A 24,288-nucleotide genomic window follows, 5' to 3' on the forward strand; every position below is an offset into this window, starting at 1 on the left:
CGGCCGCCCGAGGCCGGGCGCCTTCGCCCCGGCCGGGGCGTCGAGGGGCCGGGCGCCGAGGGTGACCGATGGACGGCGGGTGCCCCGGAAACGCCGACTGGTCGGGCCCGCAGCGATGAGCGTTCGCTGCCGGCCCGACCGGTGTCATGCGTTACCGCGGTGGTACGGCCCGAGGGGCCGGACCGGGTGTCAGATGCTGACGCCGTGCGCGCGCAGGTACGCGATCGGGTCGATGTCCGAGCCGTACTCCGAGCCGGTGCGGATCTCGAAGTGCAGGTGCGGGCCGGTCACGTTGCCGGTCGCACCGGAGAGGCCGATCTGCTGACCGACGGTCACGGTCTGGCCGATCTTGACGCCGATCGAGGACAGGTGCGCGTACTGGGCGTACTTGCCGTCGGCGAGCTTGATCTCGACCTCGTTGCCGTAGGCGCCGCCGGGGCCGGCCTTGACCACGGTCCCGGCCGCGACGGCCTTCAGCGGGGTGCCGGTGGAGGCGACGAAGTCGGCGCCGGTGTGGTGGCCGCTGGCCCACATGGAGCCGGGCACGCCGTAGGCGGTACCCAGGTGCGGGTTGGCCACCGGGGCGGTGTAGCCGGAGGAGTTGCTGGTCACGGCGGCCTTGGGGGCGGCAGCGGTGGTGGTCGGCGCGGCGGCGGCGGGCTTCGGGGCCTGGGTGGCCTTCGGAGCCTGCGTCACCTTCGGAGCCGGGGCCGGGGTGGCCTTGGCGCTCGGGGCGGCCTTGGCGCTCGGGGCGGGCTTCGCGGCCGGCGCGGAGTCCTGCGAGACCTTGGGGGCCGCGGCGGCCGGGGCCTGGGCGGCGGCGGCCTTGCTGCCGACGACCAGCTTCTGGCCGGGGAAGATCAGGTTCGGGTTGGACCCGATGACCTGGCGGTTGCTGTCGTACAGGGCGTGCCACCCGCCGGTGACGTTCTGGGCGGCGGCGATCTTCGACAGGGTGTCCCCGCCGATGACCTTGTAGCTCACCTCGACGGCGGCGGCCGGAGCCGCGGCAGCGGCCGGAGCGGCGGCCGGGGCGGCGGTCTTCGCGGCGACGGCGACGGCGTCGGTGCTGGTGGCACCGGTCCAGGTGGCCGACTTCTGCTGGGACTTGGCGGCCGGCACCTCGTGGGCCTGGGCGCTGACGGCGGTCACCAGGGGGAGGGCGAAGACGGCGCCGGTCACGCCGGTGGCGATGCCGATGCGGGCGAGACGGCTGACACGGTTGTTTGCCTGTGCGGGCATGGGGTATTTCCTCTCCGACGCCTGCGAGGTGAGCTGTCGGGTTCGGGCTGGAGTTGCCCGGCCGCAAGCGCGGCTTCACCCCGAGCCGTCCCGGAATCCCGGGCCGGCGACTTACCTGTGGGTCCCCCACTCCTGCCGTGCAGAGTTCGTTCGAAGCCCCCGGGCAGCGGCAGGACTAGGCGTTCCACCCGGTGGGCCCACCCGGACATTGGCCGGGCGGTCGCTGAAGCAAAGCCCATCGGCCCGGGCAAATCAATCCCGATCACGTTTGGCACCGGAATTTCACGGGAATCCCAGGAAATTCAGTGACTCTCCGAATGATCGACTGTGCAGTACGTGCACAATCCAATTGCACTGCGCTACTGATCCACCGCCCTGCGGTCACTTTCTCGGCCCTGCGTCGGTGGCCGGACACGCTCGGCCACCACCCGGACGCGCCGCTGGTGACCCTTGTCACGCGGGCCCCGGAAGCGCAGGATCGAGCCGTGAGAACCGACGGCGCGGGCACCCTGGCACTCGGCACCGCACAAGGGCGCTGGGTGGTGCTGGCGACCGTCCTGGGCTCCAGCATGGCGATGCTCGACGGCACCGTCGTCAACGTCGCACTCCCCCGGATCGGCGCCGATCTCGGCGCCTCGCTCGCCGCCCTGCAGTGGACGCTCAACGCCTATCTGCTGAGCCTCGCCGGGCTGATCCTGCTCGGCGGGGCACTCGGCGACCGCTACGGACGGCGCCGGGTCTTCCTCATCGGCGTCGCCTGGTTCGCCGCGGCCTCGGCGCTGTGCGCGCTGGCACCGAACGTCGGTGTGCTGATCGCCGCGCGCGGCCTGCAGGGCATCGGCGGAGCCCTGCTCACCCCCGGCTCCCTCGCCATGCTCCAGGCGGTCTTCCGGCCCGACGACCGCTCGGCGGCGGTCGGGCTCTGGTCCGGGCTGGGCGGGGTGTCGGCGGCGGTCGGCCCCTTCCTCGGCGGCTGGCTGGTGGACGGGCCCGGCTGGCGGTGGATCTTCCTGCTCAACGTCCCGCTCGCCGCCGTGGTGCTGGCCGTGTCCCTGCGGCACGTCCCGGAGAGCCGGGACGAGAGCGCCACCGGCGGTTTCGACGTGCTCGGCGCCGTCCTCGCCGCGCTCGCCCTCGGCGGGGTGACCTACGCGCTGACGGCCGCGGGCGAGGGCCTCTCCCCCGCCGTCTGGATCTCCGGCGCGGCCGGACTGCTGCTCGGCGCCGCGTTCGTGGTCACCGAACGCCGGCGCGCGGCCCCGATGCTCCCGCCGGAGCTGTTCGCCTCGCGCCTGTTCACCTCGGTGAACCTGGTCACGCTCTGCGTGTACGCCGCCTTCAGCGGGGTGTTCTTCCTCCTGGTGGTCCAGCTGCAGACGGTCTCCGGTTTCACACCGCTGACCTCCGGCCTCGCGCTGCTGCCGATCACCGTGCTGATGCTGGCGCTCTCCTCGCGGGCCGGGCGGCTGGGCAAACGGATCGGCCCCCGGCTGCCGCTCGTCGCCGGTCCGATGATCTGCGCCGCGGGCGTCCTGCTGATGCTGCGGATCGGCGCCGGCGCCTCGTACTGGACGGACGTGCTGCCCGCCACCACCGTCATGGGCTGCGGGATGGTCCTGCTGGTGGCGCCGCTCACCGCGACCGTGCTGGCGGCGGTCGACGTGCGCCGGGCCGGCATCGCCAGCGGCGTCAACAACGCCGCCGCCCGCGCGGCCGGACTGCTCGCGGTGGCGGCGCTGCCGGCCCTCGTCGGCCTGAGCGGCGAGGCGTATCAGGTGCCCGCCGCGGTGGACTCGGCCTTCCGCAGCGCGATGGCGATCTGCGCCGGGCTCCTGGTCACCGGGGGCCTGGTGGCGCTGGCCACCGTCCGCGGCAACGTGCTGGCCCCGCAGGACCACCCGGTCGCCGAGCCGGACTGCGCCTGGACCTGCGGAACCACCGGACCGCCGATCGACCCCGGCCACGAGAAGCCGGCGCGGCGCCCCTCAACGCCCCAGGGTCCCGCCACCGGAACGGCGACGGGACCCTGAGCGGAGTCTGACCCAACGTCAGAGAATGTCACCGGGGGCGTACTTGGCGGCCTCCTGGTGCGCGGCCGCGACGGCCTCGACCCGGCGGACGACCTCGGCGACCTGCGCCCCGGCCGCCCCCGTGAAGGAGAGCCGGTCGGCGAGCAGCGCGTCCAGCCCGGCGCGGTCGAGCGGCATCCGCTCGTCGGCGGCCAGGCGGTCCAGCAGCTCGTTCTCGCGGGCGCCGGCGCGCATCGCCAGCGCGGAGGCGACGGCGTGCTCCTTGATGATCTCGTGGCCGGTCTCCCGGCCGACCCCGGCCCGTACCGCGCCCATCAGCACCTTGGTGGTGGCGAGGAACGGCAGGTAGCGGTCGAGCTCGGCCTCGATCACGGCGGGGAAGGCGCCGAACTCGTCGAGGACGGTCAGGAAGGTCTCCAGCAGGCCGTCGAAGGCGAAGAAGGCGTCCGGCAGCGCGACCCGGCGCACCACGGAGCAGGAGACGTCGCCCTCGTTCCACTGGTCACCGCCGAGCTCGGCGGTCATCGAGGCGTAGCCGCGCAGGATGACGGCCAGGCCGTTGACGCGCTCGCAGGAGCGGGTGTTCATCTTGTGCGGCATCGCGGAGGAGCCGACCTGGCCCTCCTTGAAGCCCTCGGTGACCAGCTCGTGGCCGGCCATCAGGCGGATGGTCTTGGCCAGGCTGGAGGGCGCGGCGGAGAGCTGGACCAGCGCGGAGAGCACCTCGAAGTCCAGCGAGCGGGGGTAGACCTGGCCGACGCTGGTCAGCACGTTGTCGAAGCCGAGGTGGCCCGCGACCCGCTGCTCCAGCTCGGCGAGCCTGGCCGTTCCCTCGCTGCCGCCTCCCAGCAGGTCCAGCATGTCCTGGGCGGTGCCGACCGGCCCCTTGATGCCGCGCAGCGGGTAGCGCGCGATCAGCTCCTCCAGGCGGTTGAACGCCACCAGGAGCTCGTCGGCCACGGTCGCGAACCGCTTGCCGAGGGTGGTGGCCTGGGCGGCCACGTTGTGCGAGCGGCCGGCCATGACCAGCTCGGAGTGCTGGGCGGCGAGCCGGCCGAGCCGCACCAGCACCGCCACCGTACGGTCGCGCACGTGCTGCAGGGACTGGCGGATCTGGAGCTGCTCGACGTTCTCGGTGAGGTCCCGAGAGGTCATGCCCTTGTGGATCTGCTCGTGGCCGGCGAGGTCGCTGAACTCCTCGATCCGGGCCTTCACGTCGTGTCGGGTGACGCGCTCACGCGCGGCGATGGATTCGAGGTCGACCCGGTCGAGGACGCGCTCGTAGTCGGCGACGGCGGTGGCGGGCACCTCGACACCGAGTTCCTGCTGGGCCTTCAGGACGGCGAGCCACAGGTGGCGCTCAAGGACCACCTTGTGCTCGGGGGACCACAGCTGGGCCAGGGTCGCCGAGGCGTACCGGGAGGCCAGGACATTGGGGATCTGGGGCTTCGCGCTCACGCTTCGCAAGCCTAACAGCCGAGGTCAGCCGATTCGTCGGCGCCCGGGTCCGGCCGGTCCGGGCGCCCGCCGGGACGGGTTGCGCGGGTGGCGCGGGCCGTACGCCCGACGCTCCGCGCGCCGGCGCGGCGCGGCCCGGCGCCGAACGGAGTGCCGCGCGGTGTCAGGCCCGGCCGGTGAGGACCGGGAGCACCTGGCGGCAGATCGTGTGCAGGGCGAGCCGCTGCTCCTCGCTCATCGCGTCGAAGGCCCGGTGGGTACGGGCCATCTCGGCCCGGATCAGGTCGAGGATCTCCCGGCCCTGCTCGGTGATGACCACGATCTTCACCCGCCGGTCGCCGGCCGCCGCCTCCCGGTGGGCCAGCCCGAGGGCCTCCAGCCGGTCCACGATCCCGGTCACGTTGGAGGCGTCGCAGCCCAGCCGCCCCGCGAGGGCGCGCATCGGCACCGGCTCGTGCACCGCGCCCAGCGCCTTGGCCTGCGAGGAGGAGAGCCCGTGCCGGGCCGCCGCTCCCGCGAAGTCCTGGAAGTAGGCGGTTCCGACTGCCGCCACCGCCTCCATCAGTTCCGCGGTGGTCGGTGCGGTGGTGCCGGTCGCTGCCGCGCCGGTGGCTGCGGTGCTGGTCGCTGCGATGGTGGTCGCTGCGGTGGTCGTCGTCGAACCCATGGGCGCAAGGGTACGCACAAAAGGTTCAGCAACTCCAGCTTTGACGATGGCAACGGACCCGGCCCGCACCGGCGGCCCGGATCAGAGCACCAGCTGGTCGAAGAGCCGGCGCAGCTCGGCCTCGGGCTCGGCGGTCAGACCGGTGTGCACCGGCCCGGGCTGGACGACGGCGCTGCGCGGCGCGGTGAGCCAGCGAAAGCGCTGCCCCGGGCTGTCCGGCGCGTCCTGGCCCGCCGCGAGCTCGCCCGCGCAGACCGCCTCGACGCCGTGCAGCGCCCGTCGCACCCCCGCCACGTCCGCCACCGGGTCGAGCGCGAGCAGCCTTCCCTGGTCGAGGTGGGTCCTGGCGCCCAGGTACGCGCTGTGGCGGCAGTAGAGCAGCACGCCGATGTTGACGCACTCCCCCCGTTCGACCCGCGGCACGGCGCGGAGCACGGCGTACTCGTAGTCGTGCAGCACGTCCTCGGCACCGATCACGCCGCCACCTCCGGAAGCCAGTCGCGGGGGCCCGCCAGCCGCGCGGTCAGCTGCGCGAGGTAGGCGGCGCGCACCGCCTCGGGCGAGTCGAAGCCGGGTTCGTCCTCGATCCAGACGTCGGGGATCCGTGCGACCGCGCCGGCCAGCGCCTCCTCGGCGAGCGGCGCGAGGGCCTTGTCGGCCGCCGCGACGTCCGGGCGGGCCCGCAGCAGCGCGTGGTCCCCGGCGTCGTACGGGCGCCGGATCCAGCCGGCCGCGCCCGCCCAGTGGTGATGGAAGATCAGGCTGGCGCCGTGGTCGATCAGCCGAAGGCCGCCCGTGGCCACCAGCAGGTTGGGGTTGCGCCAGGAGCGGTCGACGTTGCCGATCAGCGCGTCGAACCAGAGCACCTGGCCGGCGAGCTCCGGATCCACGTCGAAGCAGAGCGGGTCGAAGTTGAGCGCACCGCTGACGAAGGCCATTCCGAGGTTCACTCCGCCGCTGGCCCGCATCTGCTCCTGGACCTGCGGATCGGGCTCGCTGCGGGCGAGCACCGGGTCGAGGTCGACGAGGACCAGCTCCGGTACGGGCAGACCGAGCCGGCGCCCCAGCTCGCCGGCCAGCACCTCGGCGACCAGCGCCTTGCGGCCCTGCGCGGCCCCGCACCACTTGAGCGCGTAGAGCCGATGGTCGTCGGCCTCGACCAGGCCCGGCATCGAGCCGCCTTCACGTAGTGGCGTCACATAGCGGACCGCCGTCACCTCGGAGAGCACCCGGCCACCCTACCGATCCGTCAGGTCCACCGTCCGCACCGCAGCGGTGGCAGGCCGGGTTGGTCCGTGCGAGTGTGGCGAACAGTTGTCCTGGTACGTCTCGGACCAGCACTGTAAGGGATGAACGATGGAACGACCTCGGATCCTGATCGTGGGCGGCGGCTTCGCCGGACTGGAATGCGCACGCCGCCTGGAACGCAAGCTCGCGCCCTCGGAGGCGGAGATCTCCCTGGTCACGCCGTTCAGCTACCAGTTGTACCTGCCACTGCTGCCGCACGTCGCGGCCGGTGTGCTGACCCCGCAGTCGGTGGCCGTCTCGCTGCGACGCACGCTGCGGCGCACCCACATCGTCCCCGGCGGGGCGATCGGGATCGATCCGCGCTCCAAGGTCTGCGTGGTGCGCAAGATCACCGACGAGGTGGTCGCGGAGCGCTACGACCACCTGGTGCTCGCGCCCGGCAGCGTCACCCGCACCTTCGACATCCCGGGGCTGACCGACTACGCGCGCGGTATGAAGACGCTCGCCGAGGCGGCCTACGTCCGCGACCACGTGATCGCCCAGCTCGACCTCGCCTCCGCCACCCTGGACCAGCGCGAGCGGGAGTCCCGGCTGCAGTTCGTGGTGGTCGGCGGCGGCTACGCGGGCACCGAGACGGCGGCCTGCCTCCAGCGGCTCACCACCGCCGCCGCCCGCCGCTACCCCCGGCTGGACGCGGCCCAGATCAAGTGGCACCTGATCGACATCGCCCCCAAGCTGATGCCCGAACTGGGCGACACGCTGGGTGAGACGGCCCTGAAGATCCTCCGGGCCCGGGGCATCGAGGTGTCGCTCGGCGTGTCGGTGGCCGAGGTCGGCGCCGAGTCCGTCAAGTTCACCGACGGACGCGTGCTGCCCAGCCGCACCCTGATCTGGACGGCCGGAGTGGCCGCCAGCCCGCTGATCGGCACGCTGGACGTCGAGACGGTCCGCGGGCGGGTCGCGGTGACGGCGGAGATGCGGGTGCCGCAGTTCGAGGGCGTCTTCGCCCTCGGCGACGCCGCGGCCGTACCCGACCTCGCCAAGGGCGACGGCGCGGTCTGCCCGCCCACCGCCCAGCACTCCGCCCGGCAGGGCCGGGCGGTGGCCGACAACGTGATCTCCTCGCTCCGCGGGCAGCCGCTGCAGCCCTACTACCACAAGGATCTGGGCCTGGTGGTGGACCTCGGCGGCAAGGACGCGGTCTCCAAGCCGGTCGGCGTCGAGCTCCAGGGGGTGCCCGCGCAGCTGGTGGCGCGCGGCTACCACCTGATGGCCATGCGCACCAACGTCGCCAAGTTCCGGGTCGGCGCGAACTGGATGCTGAACGCCACGGCGGGCGACGACTTCGTCCGGACCGGCTTCCTCGCCCGCCAGCCCGCCCGGCTGCAGGACTTCGAGTACACCGACGCGTACCTGACCAAGGACCAGGTCAAGGCGCACGCGCAGGCCCTGCTCGCGAAGGGCTGACCCCCGTCGGTGCCCGTACCCGCCCCACGGGTACGGGCACCGACGGCGTGCCGGGCTACCTCGCCGTCAGGTACATCCCGCCGGCGTCGCGGCCCGCCGTGTTGCGGCAGGCGTAGTCACCGGACGTCCTCGCGTACAGCAGGGTCAGGCAGCGGCCCAGCGCGAGCTGCGCGTAGAGGTTCGGGTGCATCGACTCCTGGGTGGTGCCCTGCGAGGCGCTCAGGCCAGCGTCCACGAAGCGCGCCCACTCGCTGGTGGTGGCCGACGGCGGGGCGGCGGCGGTGGCGAGCGCGGCGCCCCGGGCGCAGACCTCGCGCCCCTGGAGCATGTCCCGCAGATCCATGAACTGCACGCCCTTGGCGCTCGCGACCCCGGCCAGCGCGTCGGAGATCTGCGGCACCATCGAGTCCCGGGCCCAGTCGGCGTCGCCGTCCCAGAACGGGCAGCCGCCGATGTCGGCGCGGTCCCAGCCGCTCTCGGCGTACCTCATCTCGCTGCTGCGCGGGATCGGGGAGGGGTACGACTGCAGGACGATCCGGTAGTCCCCGGCCGCGTAGCCGGCGCCGGCCATCACGGCCCTGATCTCGTCCACGGACTTGCCGACGCCCGCCATCGCGGCGCCCATCCTGGCGTCGATGGCGGACTGCTGGTCGTCGTTGCAGTAGGAGTACCAGATCAGGTAGTCCTTGACGCAGGTGGTGATCACGTCGGAGAAGCCGAGGTCGTTGCCGCCGATCGACAGCGTGATCAGCTTGACGTTGTTCGCGGCGGCCACCGCGGCGAGCTGGTCGGCCTGCGGGGCCTCGCCCTTGAAGGACTGCCCGCCGTGGCCGGAGCGGAAGACGTTCGCCGTGGTGGCGCCGGAGCAGGCGAGGTTGATCCGGTTCTGCGCGACGGCGGGGGCGCTGCGGACCTCGGCGACGTCCGAGCGGTCGCACCCGCTCGCGTACGTGGCGCCGTAGACCCGGGACGGGTCGTAGCCGGTGCCGGTCCAGGCCCGGTCGGTGCCGGCCCTGCTGCCGGTGGTGGTGTCGCTGTTACCGCTCCAACGGCCGGCCTCCCCGGAGATGTAGCTGTCGCCCATCGCCACGGAGGCCGTCGGGCCGGTGGCCGCGTGCGCGGGGACGGCGGCGGCCAGCAGGCCGGAGGCGGCGAGCGGCAGGGCGAGGAGGGCGGCGAGCAGCCGCCGGACTCCGGGGGTTCTTGCGGTGCGGTGACGGCTCTCGGGCACGGTTTCGGGCACGGCGGGACTCCTGCGGTCGGTCCCGTCCGCAAGGTGGTGCGGGCGGGACGCGCGGGTGAGGGTGGGCCGCCGGCCGGTGGCGCAGAGAACATGACATGCCCGCGCTTGTTACCGCTAGGTATCTGCAGCGACTTTCTCGCCGCGTGACCGGACCGTGTCGCGCACCGGCCGGGCCGGGCGGCCCGCCGGACTCAGACCCGCCGGGTGTCACCGCCTCGCGCGCCCAGCACCGCCGCCAGGTCCGCGGCCAGCCGGGGCGCGTCCTCGGGCGCGAGGTCGGCCACGGTGAGCCGCAGGCCGGGCGGCGAGTGCTGCCGGAACCGAGCGCCGGGCGAGACCACCCAGCCGTACTGCACCAGCGCGGCGACCGCCCCGGACTCGTCCTGGACGGGCACCCAGACGTTCACGCCGCTGACGCCGTGCGCCTCGATGCCGTGCGCGGCCAGGGCGCCGAGCAGCGCGTCGCGGCGCGCCCGGTAGGCGGCGGCGACCCGCCGGGCGGGGGCCGCGTCGGTGCGCCAGAGTTCGGCGACGGTGCGCTGCAGCAGGAGGCTCACCCAGCCGGCGCCCAGCCGCTGACGGCCCAGCAGCCGTCCGACCGTGTCCTCGTCCCCGATCGCCACCGACAGGCGCAGATCGGGACCGTAGGCCTTGGCGGCGGAGCGCACCACGACCCAGCGCGTCACGACCGGCTCGCCCGCCGGCCCCCCGGCCAGCGGCTGGTAGGGCTGGTCGACCATGCCGTGCCCGTGGTCGTCCTCGATCAGCAGCACGTCCGGATGCGCGGCGAGGACGGCGCGCAGCGCGGCCGCGCGCCGGGGGGTGAGGGCGGCGCCGGTGGGGTTCTGGGCCCGGCCGGTGACGATCACCGCGCGGACGCCGGCGGCCAGGGCGGCGGCCAGCGAGTCGGGCAGCGGGCCCTCGTCGTCCAACCGGAGGGACACCGGCCTGAGCCCGAGCGCGGGCAGCAGATCCAGCAGGCTGCCCCAGCCCGGGTCCTCGACGGCGACCCGGTCGCCGGGGCGCAGCACGGTCGCCAGGATCCGTTCGACGGTGTCCAGCGAGCCGGAGGCGACCGCGAGGGTGCCCTCCCGGACGCCGTCGGCGCGGAACGAGGCCCGGGCGAGCTCCAGCAGGCCGGGGTCGGCCGAGGGGTCGCCGTACAGGACGGGGGCCCGGTCGGCGGCGGCGGCCGCGACGGCGAGGGCCGGGCCGAGCGCGGGCAGCAGCGCGGGATCGGGGTTGCCCGTCGAGAGGTCGCGGGCGTGCGGGGGCACGGGGATGCGGATCTGGTCCCGGGGCGTGACGGCGGGGCGGGGGCGGATCCGGCTGCCCTTGCGTCCGGCCGTCTCGATCACGCCGCGATCGCGCAGCAGACGGTAGGCCGCGGCCACGGTGTTGGGGTTGACGCCGAGCCGTTCGGCCAGCTCGCGCAGTGGCGGCAGGGCCTCCCCCGGCGTCAGGTGGCCGGCGCTGACGCCCGCTTCGATGCCGGCGGCGATATCGCTGGCACGACGCCCTTTGATCGGATAATCTCCTAGCACAAACGTGATTATGCACTAGTACATAGAGGTTGTCATGTCGGACGGCACCACGGACTACGCCCGCACCGCGCGCACCACCCCCACCCGCTACCGCGACCGGGCGACCTGGGAGCGCGAGGAGATCCACGCGATCCTCGACAGCGCGTACATCTGCCACCTCGGCTTCGTCGCCGACGGCGCGCCGGTCGTCCTGCCCACCCTCTACGCCCGGGTCGGCGACCGCCTCTACGTGCACGGCTCGACCGGCAGCCGCCCGCTGCGCGGCGCCGCCGACCCGGGCCTGGCGGTCTGCGTGACCGTCACGCAGGTCGACGCGCTGGTGCTCACCAAGTCGGCGTTCAACCACTCCGTCAACTACCGCTCGGTGGTGGCCCACGGCATCGCCCACCAGGTCACCGACCCCGAGGAGTTGACCGTCGCGCTCGACGCGCTGGTCGACCACGCGATCCCCGGGCGCTCCGGGGACGTCCGGCGGCCGAGCGCCAAGGAGATCGCCGCCACCTCCGTGGTGCGACTGGACCTGGACGAGGTCTCGGCCAAGCGCCGCGCGGCCGGCCCGGGCGACGACGAGGCCGACCTCGGCCTGCCGTACTGGGCCGGCGTGATCCCGGTCGCCACCGTGCACGGAACACCCGAGCCGGGCCCCGCGACCACCGTGCCGCTGCCCGCGTACCTGCGCGACTTCCGCTGAGGGCCGGGCACCGGGCCCCCGGTCCGCCTCGGCGACCGGGGGCCCGGTGCTGCGCCGAACGGGCGATGAACCGGTGCGACATGTCGCCCGATCAGCTCGAAATGGGGCGTCCGGGTCACCCGCCTGATCGAATGTGAGACGAATCCTGTCCACTCGGCCGCGCGGGCCGCCGCACTCCCAGGAGATGGTCGTGTCCACCACCAAATCCCCCAGCGCATCCGGCGAGGCGCATCTCGGACACGTCGTCTTCATCTCGGCGGCCGCGGCGATGGGCGGCTTCCTCTTCGGCTACGACAGCGCCGTCATCAACGGCGCCGTCACCGGCATCCAGAAGCACTTCGGCGTGGGCAACGGCGAGACCGCCTTCGTGGTCGCGATCGCCCTGCTCGGTTCGGCCGCCGGCGCGGTGGTGGCCGGGCGCCTGGCCGACCGGCTCGGCCGGGTGAAGACCATGCTGCTGGCCGCCGCGCTGTTCGCGCTCAGCGGCGTCGGCTCGATGTTCCCCCCGAGCATCCAGGTGCTCGCCACCTGGCGGGTGGTCGGCGGCGTGGCGATCGGCATCGCCTCGGTGATCGCGCCGACGTACATCGCCGAGGTGGCGCCGACCGCCTACCGGGGCCGGCTCGCCTCGTTCCAGCAGCTGGCGATCGTGCTCGGCATCACCGTCTCCCAGCTGGCCAACTACGCCCTCAACGAGGCGGCCGGCGGGGAGTCGACCGGCCACCTGGCCGGCATCCAGGCCTGGCAGTGGATGCTCGGCGTCGAAACGGTGCCGGCCGTCGTCTACGGCCTGATGGCGCTGTCCATTCCCGAGTCGCCGCGCTTCCTGATCGCCGACCGGCGCGAGGAGCAGGCGCGCAAGGTCCTGCTCGAGGTGGAGGGCGAGGGCATCGACCTGGACGCCCGGGTGGCCGAGATCCGCTCGGTGCTCGACTCCTCGCGCAAGCCCCGGCTCAGGGATCTGCTCGGCGGGCGGTTCGGACTGCTGCCGATCGTCTGGGTCGGCATCGGCGCCTCGGTCTTCCAGCAGTTCGTCGGCATCAACGTGATCTTCTACTACTCCTCGTTCCTCTGGCAGTCGGTCGGCATCAACGAGAGCAACTCGCTGCTGATCAGCCTCTCCACCTCGATCGTCAACGTGGTCGGCACGGTGGTCGCGATCGCCCTGGTGGACCGGATCGGGCGCAAGCCGCTGGCACTGGCCGGCTCGGCGGGCATGGCCCTCTCGCTCGGACTCGCGGCCTGGGCGTTCTCGCACCGGGTCGGGACCGGGGACACCGCGACCCTGGCCGACTCGTACGCCACCACGGCCCTGGTCGCCGCGCACGTCTTCGTGTTCTGCTTCGCCTTCTCCTGGGGCGTGGTGGTCTGGGTGCTGCTCGGCGAGATGTTCCCCAACCGGATCCGGGCGCTGGCCCTGTCGGTGGCCGCCTCCGCCCAGTGGATCGCCAACTGGGCGATCACCGTCACCTTCCCCGACCTCGCGGACTGGAACCTGTCGGCCACGTACGTCATCTACGCCACCTTCGCCCTGCTCTCCATCCCGTTCGTGGCCTTCTGCATCAAGGAGACCAAGGGACGCTCCCTGGAGTCGATGGGCTGACGCCCACCGGCCGCCGTTCCCGCCCCGGCCCCTCCCCCAGGAGAGACAGCGATGCCCGACCGGATCGGCTCCCGCCGACACGTCACCTTCCCGACCGGCGGCCCGGCCACCGGGGGCGAGGCGCACGGCTACCTCGCGCTGCCGCCCCAGGGCGCCGGCCCCGGGCTGGTGGTGATCCAGGAGTGGTGGGGCCTCACCCCGCACATCGCCGCGATGACGGAGCGGTTCGCGGCCGAGGGGTTCGTCGCGCTGGCACCCGACCTGTACGGCGGCGCCACCACGCACGACCGGGCCGAGGCGGCCCGGCTGCTGGACGCCCTGCCCGCGGAGCGGGCGGCCCGGGAGCTGGGCGGCGCCGTGGACCTGCTGCTGGAGCACCCGGCCGTGGTGGGCGACGCGGTCGGCGTGGTCGGGTTCTGCATGGGCGGCGGGTTCGCCCTGGTGCTGGCGGCGCAGCAGGGTGACCGGGTCGCCGCGGTGGTGCCGTTCTACGGGCTGCCCCGCGACCCCGCCTTCGACTACCGGGGTCTGACCGCGCACGTGCTCGGGCACTACGCCGAGCACGACCGGTCCATCCCGGTGACGGCCGTGGACGAGGCGGCGATCCGGATCGGCGAGGCCACCGACCGCCGCCCGGAGATCCACCTCTACCCGGCCGGGCACGCCTTCATGAACGACGAGAACCCGGGCGGCAACCACGACGCGCTGCAGGCCCGGACGGCCTGGCGGCGCACCCTCGGTTTCCTCTGGGGGCACCTGGGCTGAGGCCGCGCCCGACAGGGGTCTCAATCGGTTGGACACCTGACCGCTTCGCGGCCATAGTCACCCGGATGCAGAACCCCGACCCCCGCTCCCGCCGTCCCGGCTGGGCCGGGCGAAACTACCGCATCCAGACCGCCGCGACCGTGATCAGCGGTCTGGGCAACGCCGGCGCGCCGATCGCCACCGCCTTCGCCGTGCTCGCGACGGGCGGCTCGACCACCGAGATCGGCTACGTGACGGCGGCCCGGCTGGTACCCCTGGTCCTGCTGCTCCTGGTCGGCGGGGCACTGGCCGACCGGCTGCCGCGCCATCACGTGATGGTCGCCGCCAACACCTTCAACGCGCTCTCCCAGGCCGCGCTGGCAGCGCTGGTGCTGACGGGCACGGCGCGGCTCTGGGAGCTGGTGCTGCTCTCGGCGGCGGGCGGCGCCGGGCAGGCGTTCTACGGCCCGGCTGCCGGGGCGATGCTCATGCAGACCGTCGCGCGGGAGCACGCCGCGCGGGCGTTCTCGGTCTACCGGATGGCCCTCAACGGCGCCCAGATCGGCGGGGCGGCCCTCGGCGGCGCCCTCACCGCCGCGACCGGACCGGGCTGGGTGCTCGCCCTGGACGCGCTCGGCTTCCTGGTGGCGGCGGCCCTGCGGGTCCTGCTCGACGTCCCACCGGCGGCCGGACGGGGCACCGGCGGCGCAGCCACGCCCGGCGGCGTGCGCGGCGCCGGCCGGGGTGACGGCATGATCCACGAACTGCGCGAGGGCTGGCACGAGTTCGCGTCGCGGCGCTGGCTCTGGGTGATAGTGCTGCAGTTCTCCGTCCTGATGGCCTGCGTGAGCGCCGTCGACGCGGTGTACGGGCCGATCGTCGCGGAGCAGCGGCTCGGCGGCGCCCGGGACTGGGGCCTCGCGCTGGCCGCCGACGGAGCGGGGCTGGTGCTGGCCGGGCTGCTGATGGTGCGCTGGCGTCCGCGCCGGATCCTGTTGGTCGGCAACCACGGCGTGTTCCTGTTCGCCCTGCCGGCCGCGGCGCTGGCGGTGGCGGCGCCGCTCCCCGTCCTGGCGCTCGCGATGTTCCTCTCGGGCGCCGGGGTAACCGTCTTCGGCGTGAACTGGATGGTCGCGCTCCAGCAGGAGATCCCGGCCGCGACGATGTCCCGGGTGTCCGCGTACGACGCCTTCGGCTCGCTGGCCCTCGCCCCGCTCGGCACCGCCCTGGCCGGACCGGCCGCCACCGCGCTCGGCCTGGGCGGCGCGCTCTGGCTCTGCGCGGCGCTGACCGTGCTGCTCAGCATCGTGGTGCTGGCGGAGCCCCAGGTCCGCCGGCTCGGCCGCCGCGCGGCCGGCCCGGTCGGCGGGCCCGGGAACACCCCGGCGACCGTGGGGTGAGCACGAGCACCGGGCGCCGGCGGGGCGCGGCGGGCGGGGAGGCGGCCGGTCCTGAACCGTCCTGGACGGCGCCCTGCCCAGCACACCCGTGACGGCCGGACGCCTCGGGGAGGTCAGCCGGTGGGCAGCCAGCTGACGTGGCCGGCCAGCAGGGCGTAGCCGACGAAGGCCACCGTGTCGATCAGCGCGTGCGCGGCGACCAGCGGCATCACCCGCCCCCAGCGCCGGTACAGCAGGCAGAACACCGCGCCCATCACCATGTTGCCGACGAACCCGCCGACCCCCTGGTAGAGGTGGTACGAACCGCGCAGCACCGCACTCGTGACGACGATCGCCGGCCACCCCCAGCCCTGCTGCCCCAGCCTGCGCAGCAGGTAGCCGAGGACGATGACCTCCTCCAGGATGGCGTTCTGCCAGGCCGAGGCGATCAGGACGGGGATCCGCCACCACACGTCGGGCAGGCCGGAGGGGGCGACGGTCAGGTTGTAGCCCGCCGCCTGCGAGAGCAGGTAGAGCGCCAGTCCGGAGCCGCCGATCGCGGCCGCGACCGCAGTGCCTCGGCCGAGGTCGCGGAGCTTGCGGGTGAGGTCGAAGCCGAGCACCCGCAGCGAGGTTCCCTCGCGCACCAGCAGGTAGCCGACGAGGACGACGGGCATCAGACCGCGCGCGATGTAGTACAGCTGCCAGGCCAGGTCGAGCCAGGGGCGGCCGGGCGCGCGGGAGCTGTTGAGCGTGGCGACCTGCTGGCCGAGCGCGAGCGGCTGGGTGAGCGAGCCGGCGAAACTGATCAGGGCGCCGACACCGCTGGCCCCGAGCGAGAGACCGAGCACGACGAGCAGCTCCGTGCCGAGCAGCCGGCGGGACAGGGGCTTGGCCTCGGGTTCGGTCGAGACGGTCACGGCGGCTCCAGCGGGCGGGCTTCGCCCCGGTGGTCGGCCGACCACCGGGGCGATCATCCTTCCATACGGGCGTGAGATCCCCGGGTCACCCCGCGTTCACCCGATCGGCCAGGTGTGCACCGGCTCGCCCGCGCGCATGTACTCCACATAGCGCCGGGTCATCGCGGCGAGCGCGGCCGGACGGTCCATCCCGAAATGGTCGCAGAGCCGGTGGAAGGTGGCGCTCTGCCAGGCCGCTCCGTTGGTGCGGCGCAGGCAGCGCTGCTCGATGATCCCCAGGTAGCGGTCCCGGTCGGCCGGCTCGACGCCCCATTCGTCGAGCCCCTGATGGGCCAGTGGCAGCAGTTCGTTGAGCACCAGATCGACGGCCGCAACGGCGCCGAGCCCGCCGCCGCGCCCGGTCCGGCCCGCGCGCGGCCACTGCAGCACGGCGTCGATGCCGTGGCGTGCCGCCGTGTGGAAGTTCTCGTCGGCCCGCTCGAACGGGAGCCTGGTCCAGATCGGCCTGGACTGCTCGCCCAGCACCCGGACCAGTCCGTAGTAGAAGGCCGCGTTGGCCAGCGTGTCGGCGACGGTGGGCCCGGCGGGCAGCACCCGGTTCTCCACCCGCAGGTGCGCGACGCCGTCGGCGACGTCGTACACCGGCCGGTTCCAGCGGTAGACGGTGCCGTTGTGCAGGCGCATCTCGGCGAGCCGGGGCGCGCCGCCGGAGGCGAGGACCTTGACCGGGTCCTCGTCGTCGCAGATCGGCAGCAGCGCGGGGAAGTAGCGCAGGTTCTCGGCGAAGAGGTCGAGTGCGGAGTCGACCCACCGTTCGCCGAACCAGGTGATCGGGCGCACGCCCTGTGCCTTGAGCTCGGCCGAACGGGTGTCACAGGCTTGCTGGAACAGCACCGGACGGGTCTCGGCCCACAGCTCCCGGCCGAACAGGAAGGGCGAGTTGGCGCCCAGCGCGAGCTGCGCGGCGGAGATCGCCTGGGCGGCGTTCCAGACCGAGGAGAAGCGCTCGGGGGTAACCTGCAGATGCATCTGCAGCGAGGTCGCGGCCGCCTCGGCGACCATCGACACCGACTCCAGCTGCAGTCGCTCGACGCCCTCGATGTCCAGCGCGATGTCCTCGCCGCGGGCTGCCAGGATCTGGTCGCTGAGCAGGCTGAAGCGCTGGTTGTGGGACATCGAGTCGAGGCCCGTGTGGTCGTTCTCCAGAGTCGGGAGGATGCCGATCATGACGATCCGCGCGCCCACCTCGGCCGCCTTGCGGTCGGCGTAGCGCAACCCGGTGTCGATCTCCTCGCGCAGCTCCTCCAGGACGTGGCCGCCGAGCCGGTGCGGGGCGATGTTGACCTCGATGTTGAACTGTCCCAGTTCGGTCTGGAAGTCGCTGGAGGCGATGGCACTGAGCACCTGCTCGTTACGCATCACCGGCTGGCCCTGCTCGTCGGCCAGGTTGAGTTCGATCTCCAGACCCATCACGGCCCTGGGCCGGTCGAACCGGCCCTCACCGAGCATCCGCTCCAGGACGTCGAGACAGGACTGGAGCTTGCGCCGGTACATCTGCCGGTCCGACAGGTCCGCACGCGTGGCCACGACCTTCTCGCCCATGGGTCCCCTCCTCCTAGGCCGACCGTGCAAGCATCATGCCCATCCGGAAGATCGATACCCGATGGGGCCGAACCCACTGCGCCGCAAGGAAACTGACGCCCTTTCAGTCGAATGCCGACTTGCCCGGCGCCACCGAACGTGATAAACAGGTCACCCTGCGCACCTGTTCGAGTAGAATTCGCACTGCGCTCAAGCCCGGTCTGCCACCGCTCCGGCGTCGACGACGCCACCGGAGCCCCGACGGCGGCAGCCGCGCCCGCACCGCGATCATGCCCAACCGGACACGGCCCAGGTTTCCGTCACACCAGACACGCCACGCCGGTATGCCGCACTCGCACGCCGATCTCTCACGGAGAGGCGACCCCGCCATGACATTGCAGACTCCCCAGCCGCCGCCGAGCGCCCTGCGCGCCGTCCTGGCCGCGCTCGACTCGCCGACCGCGCTGCGCCAGCCCGCCGCCGCGGCGCTGCGCCACCCCGCCGGCACACTGCTGCCCGCACATCCGCTCGCCGTCCACGTTCTGGAGGGCCCACGCCCCCGGCTCACGGCCGCACGGCGTACGGGCTGGCGGTTCCTGATCAAGGACGGCGGCCAGGTGGCCGCCGCGGCCGAGGTGGTCCAGGGCGTCGAGGGGCACACCTTCTCCCATTTCACCGCCGGTCCGTACCTGGACTCGACGGTCCGGGCGCTGCGCCAGGCCTGGCAGCTCGCCCAGGTCTCGCGCACCCGCCGACAGCCCCGGCTGCTGACCTTCCCCGGCCACTACGCGACCGCGCTGTGGCTGCACAGCCCCGACGCCGACCCGGCCGGCGATCTGCTCATCCCGCTGGCGCCGGCGCCCCTGGGGGTCACCGCGCACCGCGCCTACCCGGCCGCCGATCTGCTCGCGGTGCTGGCGCCTTCGCCCGGATCCGCCCCGACCGGCTCGACCGGCTCCCTGGTGCTCGGGCTCTCCTGACCCGGCCGCCGGCGCTCCGGCCGGGACCGGGAAACCACCGATCGGGCTACTGCGCCTGGTCCGATCGGGCCATCACAGGAGTGGCCCGATCGGCAGGTATTTCCACCGGAAGCCATCTGAACGGGTGATCTCTGGGCACGAGTTGTGGCGCATGTCACCAAATTGCTGCGCGAAGGCCGTCCGGCGCCGACACTGGGATCCAGCGTGGAAGGGCCACCTGTCCTACCCACAGATTCGCCGGTTCACACCTGGGGCCGGCGGGACAGGATCCGACTACCGCGGCGGCTCCCGACGGTCATCCGACGGAACCGCATCACGGGGAGGATCGCAAGCGAAGCGAGGGTACGACCCATGTGCCAGCACAGTCCTGAGTGCCCGTCGGCCGACTCCGAGGACCGTGAGGCGGCCGCCACGGTGGCCTGCCACCCGGAGCAGGGCTGGAGCCTGCTCTGCAACGGCGTCCTGCTCTTCGAGGACACCGGCGAGCTGCTGCCCGACGGCAGGGTGATCGCCCCGCGCCGCCCGCTGGCCGTCGCGGCCTGAGCACCCGCCCGGCTCCGGGGGCCGGAGCCGGGCCACGACGGACGGGTGGGCCCCGGCGGATCGGTTCCGCCGGGGCCCACCCGTCCGGGGTCCGGGTGACGTGCCCGGGGGCTCATGGCCCGTCGGCACGCCACCCGTCGACCGTGGCCGTCAGGCGCCGTACTCGTCCATCGGCGGGCAGGAGCAGACCAGGTTCCGGTCACCGTACGCGCCGTCGATCCGGCTGACCGGCGGCCAGTACTTGTCCGCCGGGTTCACCCCGGCCGGGAAGACCGCCTCCTGTCGGGAGTAGCCGCGAGTCCACTCCCCGGCCATCGTCGCGGCGGTGTGCGGGGCGCCCCGCAGCGGGTTGTCGTCGGCCGCCCACTCGCCCGAGCCGACCTTCTCGATCTCCGCGCGGATCTCGATCATCGCGGCGCAGAACCGGTCGATCTCGTGCAGGTCCTCGGACTCGGTGGGCTCGATCATCAGCGTGCCGGCCACCGGGAACGACATGGTCGGCGCGTGGAAGCCGTAGTCGACCAGGCGCTTGGCGATGTCGTCCACGCTCACGCCCGTCTCCTTGGTGAGCGGACGGATGTCGATGATGCACTCGTGCGCGACCAGGCCGCCGGGGCCGGTGTAGAGCACCGGGTAGTACGGCGCGAGCCGCTTGGCGATGTAGTTGGCGTTCAGGACCGCGACCTGGGTCGCGTGCTTCAGGCCCTCGCCGCCCATCAGCCGGACGTACGCCCAGGAGATCGGCAGGATCGCCGCGGAGCCCCAGGGCGCGGCCGAGATCGGGCCGACGCCGGTGGCCGGTCCCGCCTCGCTCTGCAGCGGGTGGTTGGGCAGGTACGGCGCCAGGTGCGCGCGGACCGCCACCGGGCCGACGCCCGGGCCGCCGCCGCCGTGCGGGATGCAGAAGGTCTTGTGCAGGTTCAGGTGCGAGACGTCCGCGCCGAACTTGCCCGGCTTGGCCAGGCCCACCAGCGCGTTGAGGTTGGCGCCGTCCACGTACACCTGGCCGCCGGCCTCGTGCACCGCCGCGCAGATGTCGGTGATGGTCTCCTCGAACACGCCGTGCGTGGAGGGGTAGGTGACCATCAGGACGGCGAGCTGCTCACGGTGCTGCTCGATCTTGGCCCGCAGGTCGTCGACGTCCACGTCGCCGTCGGTCAGCGTCTTGACCACGACCACCCGCATGCCGGCCATCACGGCGGAGGCCGCGTTGGTGCCGTGCGCGGAGGACGGGATCAGGCAGACGTCACGCTGGGTGTCGCCGTTGGCGTGGTGGTACGCACGGACCGCCAGCAGGCCGGCCAGCTCGCCCTGCGAACCGGCGTTGGGCTGGATCGAGACGGCGTCGTAGCCGGTCACCTCGACCAGCTGCTGCTCCAGCTGGCGGATCAGGGTGAGGTAGCCCTGGGCCTGCTCGATCGGGGCGAAGGGGTGCAGCTGGCCGAACTCGGGCCAGGTCACCGCCTCCATCTCGGTCGTCGCGTTGAGCTTCATGGTGCAGGAACCCAGCGGGATCATGCCCCGGTCCAGCGCGTAGTCGCGGTCCGACAGCCGGCGCAGGTAGCGCAGCATGGCGGTCTCCGAGCGGTGGCTGTGGAACACCGGGTGGGTCAGGTAGTCGTCCTCGCGCAGCAGCGCGGCCGGCAGCGCGTCGGCCGTCTCGTCGACCGGGCCCACGGCCACGCCGAAGGCGGCCCAGACACCGGCCAGGTGCTCGCGGGTGGTGGTCTCGTCGCAGGAGACCGACACCAGGTCCTCGCCGTCCTGGTACACGTTGATGCCGTGGTCGCGCGCGGCGGCGGCCACCGAGGCGGCGCGGCCCGGCACCCGGGCGGTGACGGTGTCGAAGAACTCGCCGTGCAGCAGCTCCACGCCCCCGGCGCGCAGGCCGGCCGCGAGCGCGGCGGCGTAGCGGTGGGTGCGGCGGGCGATGTCCGCGAGACCGTCCGGGCCGTGGTAGACCGCGTACATCGAGGCCATCACGGCGAGCAGCACCTGCGCGGTGCAGATGTTGCTGGTGGCCTTCTCGCGGCGGATGTGCTGCTCGCGGGTCTGCAGCGCGAGCCGGTAGGCGCGGTTGCCGTCCGCGTCGACCGAGACCCCGACCAGGCGGCCGGGCAGCGAACGGGCGTACTCGGCGCGCACCGAGAGGTAGCCGGCGTGCGGGCCGCCGAAGCCCATCGGGACGCCGAAGCGCTGCGAGGTGCCGCAGGCGATGTCGGCGCCCAGCGAGCCGGGCGACCTGAGCAGGGTGAGCGCCAGCAGGTCGGCGGCCACGGCGACGACGGCGCCGAGGCCGTGGGCCTGCTCGATCACGGGCGCGAGGTCGCGCACGACACCGGAGGCGCCCGGGTACTGGAGCAGCAGGCCGAAGACGCCGCGCTCGGCGATCTCGGCCGGGATGCCCTCGGCGAGGTCGGCGACGACCACCTCGACGCCGGTCGGCTCCGCACGGGTCCGGATGACCGCGACGGTCTGCGGGAGCGTCTCGGCGTCGACCAGGAAGACGCCGCCCTTGACCTTGGTGACCCGGCGGGCCAGTGCCATCGCCTCGGCGGCGGCGGTGCCCTCGTCGAGCAGCGAGGAACCGGAGGTCGCCAGGCCCGTCAGGTCGGAGACCACGGTCTGGAAGTTGAGCAGAGCCTCCAGGCGGCCCTGCGAGATCTCCGGCTGGTAGGGCGTGTACGCCGTGTACCAGGCCGGGTTCTCCATGACGTTGCGCAGGATCACCGGCGGGGTGAAGGTGCCGTAGTAACCGAGGCCGATCATCGGCGTGAGGACCTGGTTGCGGGCGGCCAGCACGCGCAGTTCGGCGAGCACCTCGGCCTCGCTGTGGCCCGCCGGCAGGTCGAGGCCGTCGATGGATCGGATCGCCTCGGGCACGGCGGCGGCGGACAACTCGTCGAGGGAGCCGTAGCCCACCTGGGCGAGCATCTTCTCCTGCGCCGCGACGTCGGGGCCGATGTGGCGGTTCTCGAAGGGACTGGCCTGCTCGAGCTCGGCAAGGGTGGCGGAGCTGCGCGGGTGACCCGCGTTCGGCTGGGCGTTCATGGTGGTCGAGGCCTCCTGGTCACGGACCGGCGGGGGCGCGTACGCCGGTCGGCCGTGGCCGCTGCGGACAGCGGGCCGGCCCTGGCGAACGAACCCAACAGGCCTCCCCCTCTGTCATCGGGACCTGAGAGCTTCGCCCGCACGGGGGCGCGAAGGCACCCCGTCGGCTTGCACCGTCGGTGAGGGTGGTGGCCGTCGGCTCCCTCGCCGGCGGTCCTGCCCTGCTTTCCAGAGTGACCTATCCCACACGGTACGGATGCCTGAGAGATTCCGGGGAGGAGTTGCTCCTTCGGCGCCCCCACCACGGGTTTCGTGTGGCCGGGGACTCTCCCGAGCGGGCTCGGCGGTCGCGCCCAGGGTACCAGCGGGAGCCGGGCGCGACACGGGCCCCTGCCCGCGGACCCCGCGATTTCGGTCACCCCGGACGGCCGATCGGGTGGCACGAACGGCCGCGCTCCGCTCGCACCCGTCCGGTTCATGGCTTTTCGTATGAAGTGGCGGATGGGCAGAGCCCTCCAGCCCTACTCCTGCGGGAGTTCCGCAGGAGCATCGCACTGGAGGAACTGAGTGCAAACCGACATCGACCCCCGCGACCTCATCGGGCACCGGGCCGTCGACCGCAACGGCGACAAGATCGGCACCGTCGACGAGGTGTACCTGGACGACGCGACCGGCCAGCCCGAGTGGGCGGCCGTCCGGACGGGCATCTTCGGGCGGGACGCCTTCGTCCCGCTGACGACCAGCGAGTTCTCCGGTGACGAGTTGCGGGTCCCGTACGACAAGTCGCTGGTCAAGGAGTCGCCGGACTTCGGCGTGGGGCAGCACCTCTCCCCCGCCCAGGAACTTCAGCTGTACCGCTACTACGGCCTGGACACGCCCGTGGACGACCGGTCCGGCTCCGGGTCGGCCGGGGCCGACGGGCCGGGCGACGAACCGGCCGATCTGGACTTCGGCGCGGTGGCCCCGGCGGCGGCCGGCGGCGCGGCGGCCGGGGCGGCGACGGTCGCCACCGCCGCGGTCGCGAGCGAGCGGGCCGAGAAGCTGGAGAAGGTCGAGAGCAACGTCCGGCCCGTCACCGCGCAGGCACCCGCACCCGCACCGGTGTCGGCCGCCGCCGCTCCGGTGTCCGCCGCCGCCGCGAGCAGGACGGTCCCGGGCGAGGCCGTCCCGGCGGCCGCCGCACAGCCCGCCCGGTCGCCGGGCGAGACCACGGCCGGACAGGGCGCCGCCGACACGTCCCCGCACGGGCCGGTGGAGATCACCTGCCACGAGGAGCGGCTGGACATCAGCACCGAGTGGCAGGTGACGTACACCGCCAGGCTCCGCAAGTACGTGACGAGCGAGACGGTCGAGCGGCACGTGCCGGTGGTGCGCGAGCGGGTCCGGGTGGAGCGGGTGCCGGTCACCGAGGGCGAGCGGGACGCGCTGACCCAGGAGGAGATCGCGGAGGCCGTGGAGGAGGTGACGCTGCGCGAGGAGCGCCCGGTGGTGCGCAAGTACCTGGTGCCGATCGAGCGGGTGCGGCTGGTCGTCGAGCGGTACACCGACGACCACGTGGTCCGTGAGGAGCTGCACCGCGAGCACGTCGAGATCCACGACGACTCCGCGAACGCCGGCCAGGCCGCCCCCGGTGCGCCGGGGGCGTCGGGCACCGCCGCCCCGGCGGCCCCGGCGTCCACGACCGCCGGCCCGGCCTCGGGGGCGCCGTCCTCCCCCGCGCCCGGCGCGGCGACCACGGCCGTGACTCCCCCGCACCTCGGACAGAGCCGCCCCGAGCCCCTGCGCTCGATGGGCTGACCGTCCGGCACGGCACACGAGGACCCCGGGCCGGGCGGCCCGGGGTCCTCTCGTCCGCCGAAGCTTCACCGATCGATATTTGACACTCTTAAGTATCTCG

Annotated in this window: 19 protein-coding genes and 2 riboswitches; of the genes, 9 read left to right on the top strand and 10 right to left on the bottom strand. The window is 73.4% G+C overall.

What is annotated here, in order from left to right; translation table 11 throughout:
• Positions 1–189: 189 nt before the first annotated feature.
• Positions 190–1,242, bottom strand: a complete 1,053-nt coding sequence (locus OG823_RS05000) for a peptidoglycan DD-metalloendopeptidase family protein (protein WP_371477843.1) — start codon at positions 1,240–1,242, stop codon at positions 190–192.
• 3 nt (positions 1,243–1,245) lie between these two features.
• A riboswitch (cyclic di-AMP (ydaO/yuaA leader) is annotated at positions 1,246–1,424 on the bottom strand.
• A gap of 303 nt (positions 1,425–1,727) precedes the next feature.
• Here OG823_RS05000 and OG823_RS05005 point away from each other — a divergent pair.
• Positions 1,728–3,272, top strand: a complete 1,545-nt coding sequence (locus tag OG823_RS05005; protein ID WP_371477845.1) for an MFS transporter — start codon at positions 1,728–1,730, stop codon at positions 3,270–3,272.
• Positions 3,273–3,290: 18 nt separating this feature from the next.
• Here OG823_RS05005 and purB read toward each other — a convergent pair whose 3' ends face one another.
• From purB to OG823_RS05025, 4 genes are all read right to left on the bottom strand, one after another.
• Complete coding sequence (gene purB, locus OG823_RS05010) at positions 3,291–4,730, bottom strand: adenylosuccinate lyase (protein ID WP_371477846.1); 1,440 nt, start codon at positions 4,728–4,730, stop codon at positions 3,291–3,293.
• 163 nt (positions 4,731–4,893) lie between these two features.
• The gene (locus OG823_RS05015; RefSeq protein WP_371477848.1) at positions 4,894–5,397 is read right to left on the bottom strand and encodes a MarR family winged helix-turn-helix transcriptional regulator; all 504 of its coding nucleotides are present in this window, start codon (positions 5,395–5,397) and stop codon (positions 4,894–4,896) included.
• An 81-nt stretch (positions 5,398–5,478) separates the two neighbouring features.
• Positions 5,479–5,874 (bottom strand): DUF3037 domain-containing protein, encoded by a 396-nt coding sequence (locus OG823_RS05020; protein ID WP_371477849.1) that lies wholly within the window; start codon positions 5,872–5,874, stop codon positions 5,479–5,481.
• The gene (locus OG823_RS05025) at positions 5,871–6,626 is read right to left on the bottom strand and encodes a HipA family kinase (protein ID WP_371477850.1); all 756 of its coding nucleotides are present in this window, start codon (positions 6,624–6,626) and stop codon (positions 5,871–5,873) included. The genes OG823_RS05020 and OG823_RS05025 overlap by 4 nt, the downstream gene beginning before the upstream one ends.
• A 127-nt stretch (positions 6,627–6,753) precedes the next feature.
• On the opposite strand from OG823_RS05025, the gene OG823_RS05030 reads away from it, so the two are divergent.
• Positions 6,754–8,112, top strand: coding sequence for an NAD(P)/FAD-dependent oxidoreductase (locus tag OG823_RS05030; RefSeq protein ID WP_371477851.1), 1,359 nt, complete (start codon positions 6,754–6,756; stop codon positions 8,110–8,112).
• Positions 8,113–8,167: 55 nt separating this feature from the next.
• On the opposite strand, the gene OG823_RS05035 is transcribed toward OG823_RS05030, so the two are convergent.
• Positions 8,168–9,355: a GDSL-type esterase/lipase family protein gene (locus OG823_RS05035; protein WP_371477852.1), complete on the bottom strand. Its 1,188-nt coding sequence runs from the start codon at positions 9,353–9,355 to the stop codon at positions 8,168–8,170.
• Between the two features lie 191 nt (positions 9,356–9,546).
• The gene (locus tag OG823_RS05040) at positions 9,547–10,899 is read right to left on the bottom strand and encodes an aminotransferase class I/II-fold pyridoxal phosphate-dependent enzyme (RefSeq protein ID WP_371477854.1); all 1,353 of its coding nucleotides are present in this window, start codon (positions 10,897–10,899) and stop codon (positions 9,547–9,549) included.
• A gap of 34 nt (positions 10,900–10,933) precedes the next feature.
• Here OG823_RS05040 and OG823_RS05045 point away from each other — a divergent pair, with 34 nt between their 5' ends.
• The 4 genes from OG823_RS05045 (at position 10,934) to OG823_RS05060 (ending at position 15,337) form a co-directional block, all read left to right on the top strand.
• Positions 10,934–11,590, top strand: coding sequence for a pyridoxamine 5'-phosphate oxidase family protein (locus OG823_RS05045; protein WP_371477856.1), 657 nt, complete (start codon positions 10,934–10,936; stop codon positions 11,588–11,590).
• Between the two features lie 184 nt (positions 11,591–11,774).
• The gene (locus OG823_RS05050; RefSeq protein WP_371477859.1) at positions 11,775–13,193 is read left to right on the top strand and encodes a sugar porter family MFS transporter; all 1,419 of its coding nucleotides are present in this window, start codon (positions 11,775–11,777) and stop codon (positions 13,191–13,193) included.
• A 51-nt stretch (positions 13,194–13,244) separates the two neighbouring features.
• Positions 13,245–13,958, top strand: a complete 714-nt coding sequence (locus OG823_RS05055) for a dienelactone hydrolase family protein (protein ID WP_371477861.1) — start codon at positions 13,245–13,247, stop codon at positions 13,956–13,958.
• Between the two features lie 65 nt (positions 13,959–14,023).
• A complete protein-coding gene (locus tag OG823_RS05060) occupies positions 14,024–15,337 on the top strand; it encodes an MFS transporter (protein WP_371477862.1) in 1,314 nt (437 codons plus the stop codon).
• A gap of 113 nt (positions 15,338–15,450) precedes the next feature.
• Here OG823_RS05060 and OG823_RS05065 read toward each other — a convergent pair whose 3' ends face one another.
• A complete protein-coding gene (locus OG823_RS05065; RefSeq protein ID WP_371477864.1) occupies positions 15,451–16,293 on the bottom strand; it encodes a CPBP family intramembrane glutamic endopeptidase in 843 nt (280 codons plus the stop codon).
• Between the two features lie 39 nt (positions 16,294–16,332).
• Positions 16,333–17,838, bottom strand: coding sequence for a glutamate--cysteine ligase (locus OG823_RS05070; RefSeq protein ID WP_371477866.1), 1,506 nt, complete (start codon positions 17,836–17,838; stop codon positions 16,333–16,335).
• A 368-nt stretch (positions 17,839–18,206) separates the two neighbouring features.
• On the opposite strand from OG823_RS05070, the gene OG823_RS05075 reads away from it, so the two are divergent.
• The gene (locus OG823_RS05075; RefSeq protein ID WP_371477868.1) at positions 18,207–18,797 is read left to right on the top strand and encodes a hypothetical protein; all 591 of its coding nucleotides are present in this window, start codon (positions 18,207–18,209) and stop codon (positions 18,795–18,797) included.
• Positions 18,798–19,148: 351 nt separating this feature from the next.
• A complete protein-coding gene (locus tag OG823_RS05080) occupies positions 19,149–19,340 on the top strand; it encodes a DUF5999 family protein (RefSeq protein ID WP_371477869.1) in 192 nt (63 codons plus the stop codon).
• A gap of 150 nt (positions 19,341–19,490) precedes the next feature.
• Here OG823_RS05080 and gcvP read toward each other — a convergent pair whose 3' ends face one another.
• Entirely contained in the window at positions 19,491–22,391 is a 2,901-nt protein-coding gene (gene gcvP, locus OG823_RS05085) for an aminomethyl-transferring glycine dehydrogenase (protein ID WP_371477870.1), read from the bottom strand.
• Between the two features lie 238 nt (positions 22,392–22,629).
• Positions 22,630–22,734, bottom strand: a riboswitch (glycine riboswitch).
• Positions 22,735–22,958: 224 nt separating this feature from the next.
• On the opposite strand from gcvP, the gene OG823_RS05090 reads away from it, so the two are divergent.
• A complete protein-coding gene (locus OG823_RS05090) occupies positions 22,959–24,188 on the top strand; it encodes a PRC and DUF2382 domain-containing protein (RefSeq protein ID WP_371477871.1) in 1,230 nt (409 codons plus the stop codon).
• Positions 24,189–24,288 lie beyond the last annotated feature (100 nt).

Origin of the sequence: Kitasatospora sp. NBC_00315 (genome assembly GCF_041435095.1) — a bacterium.
In the GTDB taxonomy this organism is placed as follows: domain Bacteria; phylum Actinomycetota; class Actinomycetes; order Streptomycetales; family Streptomycetaceae; genus Kitasatospora.

Excerpts from the sequence above, each read along its gene's own strand:
- OG823_RS05000 (WP_371477843.1), bottom strand. The coding sequence starts at position 1,242 with ATGCCCGCACAGGCAAACAACCGTGTCAGCCGTCTCGCCCGCATCGGC.
- OG823_RS05015 (WP_371477848.1), bottom strand. The coding sequence starts at position 5,397 with ATGGGTTCGACGACGACCACCGCAGCGACCACCATCGCAGCGACCAGC.
- OG823_RS05030 (WP_371477851.1), top strand. The coding sequence starts at position 6,754 with ATGGAACGACCTCGGATCCTGATCGTGGGCGGCGGCTTCGCCGGACTG.
- OG823_RS05045 (WP_371477856.1), top strand. The coding sequence starts at position 10,934 with ATGTCGGACGGCACCACGGACTACGCCCGCACCGCGCGCACCACCCCC.
- OG823_RS05050 (WP_371477859.1), top strand. The coding sequence starts at position 11,775 with ATGGTCGTGTCCACCACCAAATCCCCCAGCGCATCCGGCGAGGCGCAT.
- OG823_RS05055 (WP_371477861.1), top strand. The coding sequence starts at position 13,245 with ATGCCCGACCGGATCGGCTCCCGCCGACACGTCACCTTCCCGACCGGC.
- OG823_RS05060 (WP_371477862.1), top strand. The coding sequence starts at position 14,024 with ATGCAGAACCCCGACCCCCGCTCCCGCCGTCCCGGCTGGGCCGGGCGA.
- OG823_RS05065 (WP_371477864.1), bottom strand. The coding sequence starts at position 16,293 with ATGATCGCCCCGGTGGTCGGCCGACCACCGGGGCGAAGCCCGCCCGCT.
- OG823_RS05070 (WP_371477866.1), bottom strand. The coding sequence starts at position 17,838 with ATGGGCGAGAAGGTCGTGGCCACGCGTGCGGACCTGTCGGACCGGCAG.
- OG823_RS05075 (WP_371477868.1), top strand. The coding sequence starts at position 18,207 with ATGACATTGCAGACTCCCCAGCCGCCGCCGAGCGCCCTGCGCGCCGTC.
- OG823_RS05080 (WP_371477869.1), top strand. The coding sequence starts at position 19,149 with ATGTGCCAGCACAGTCCTGAGTGCCCGTCGGCCGACTCCGAGGACCGT.
- gcvP (WP_371477870.1), bottom strand. The coding sequence starts at position 22,391 with ATGAACGCCCAGCCGAACGCGGGTCACCCGCGCAGCTCCGCCACCCTT.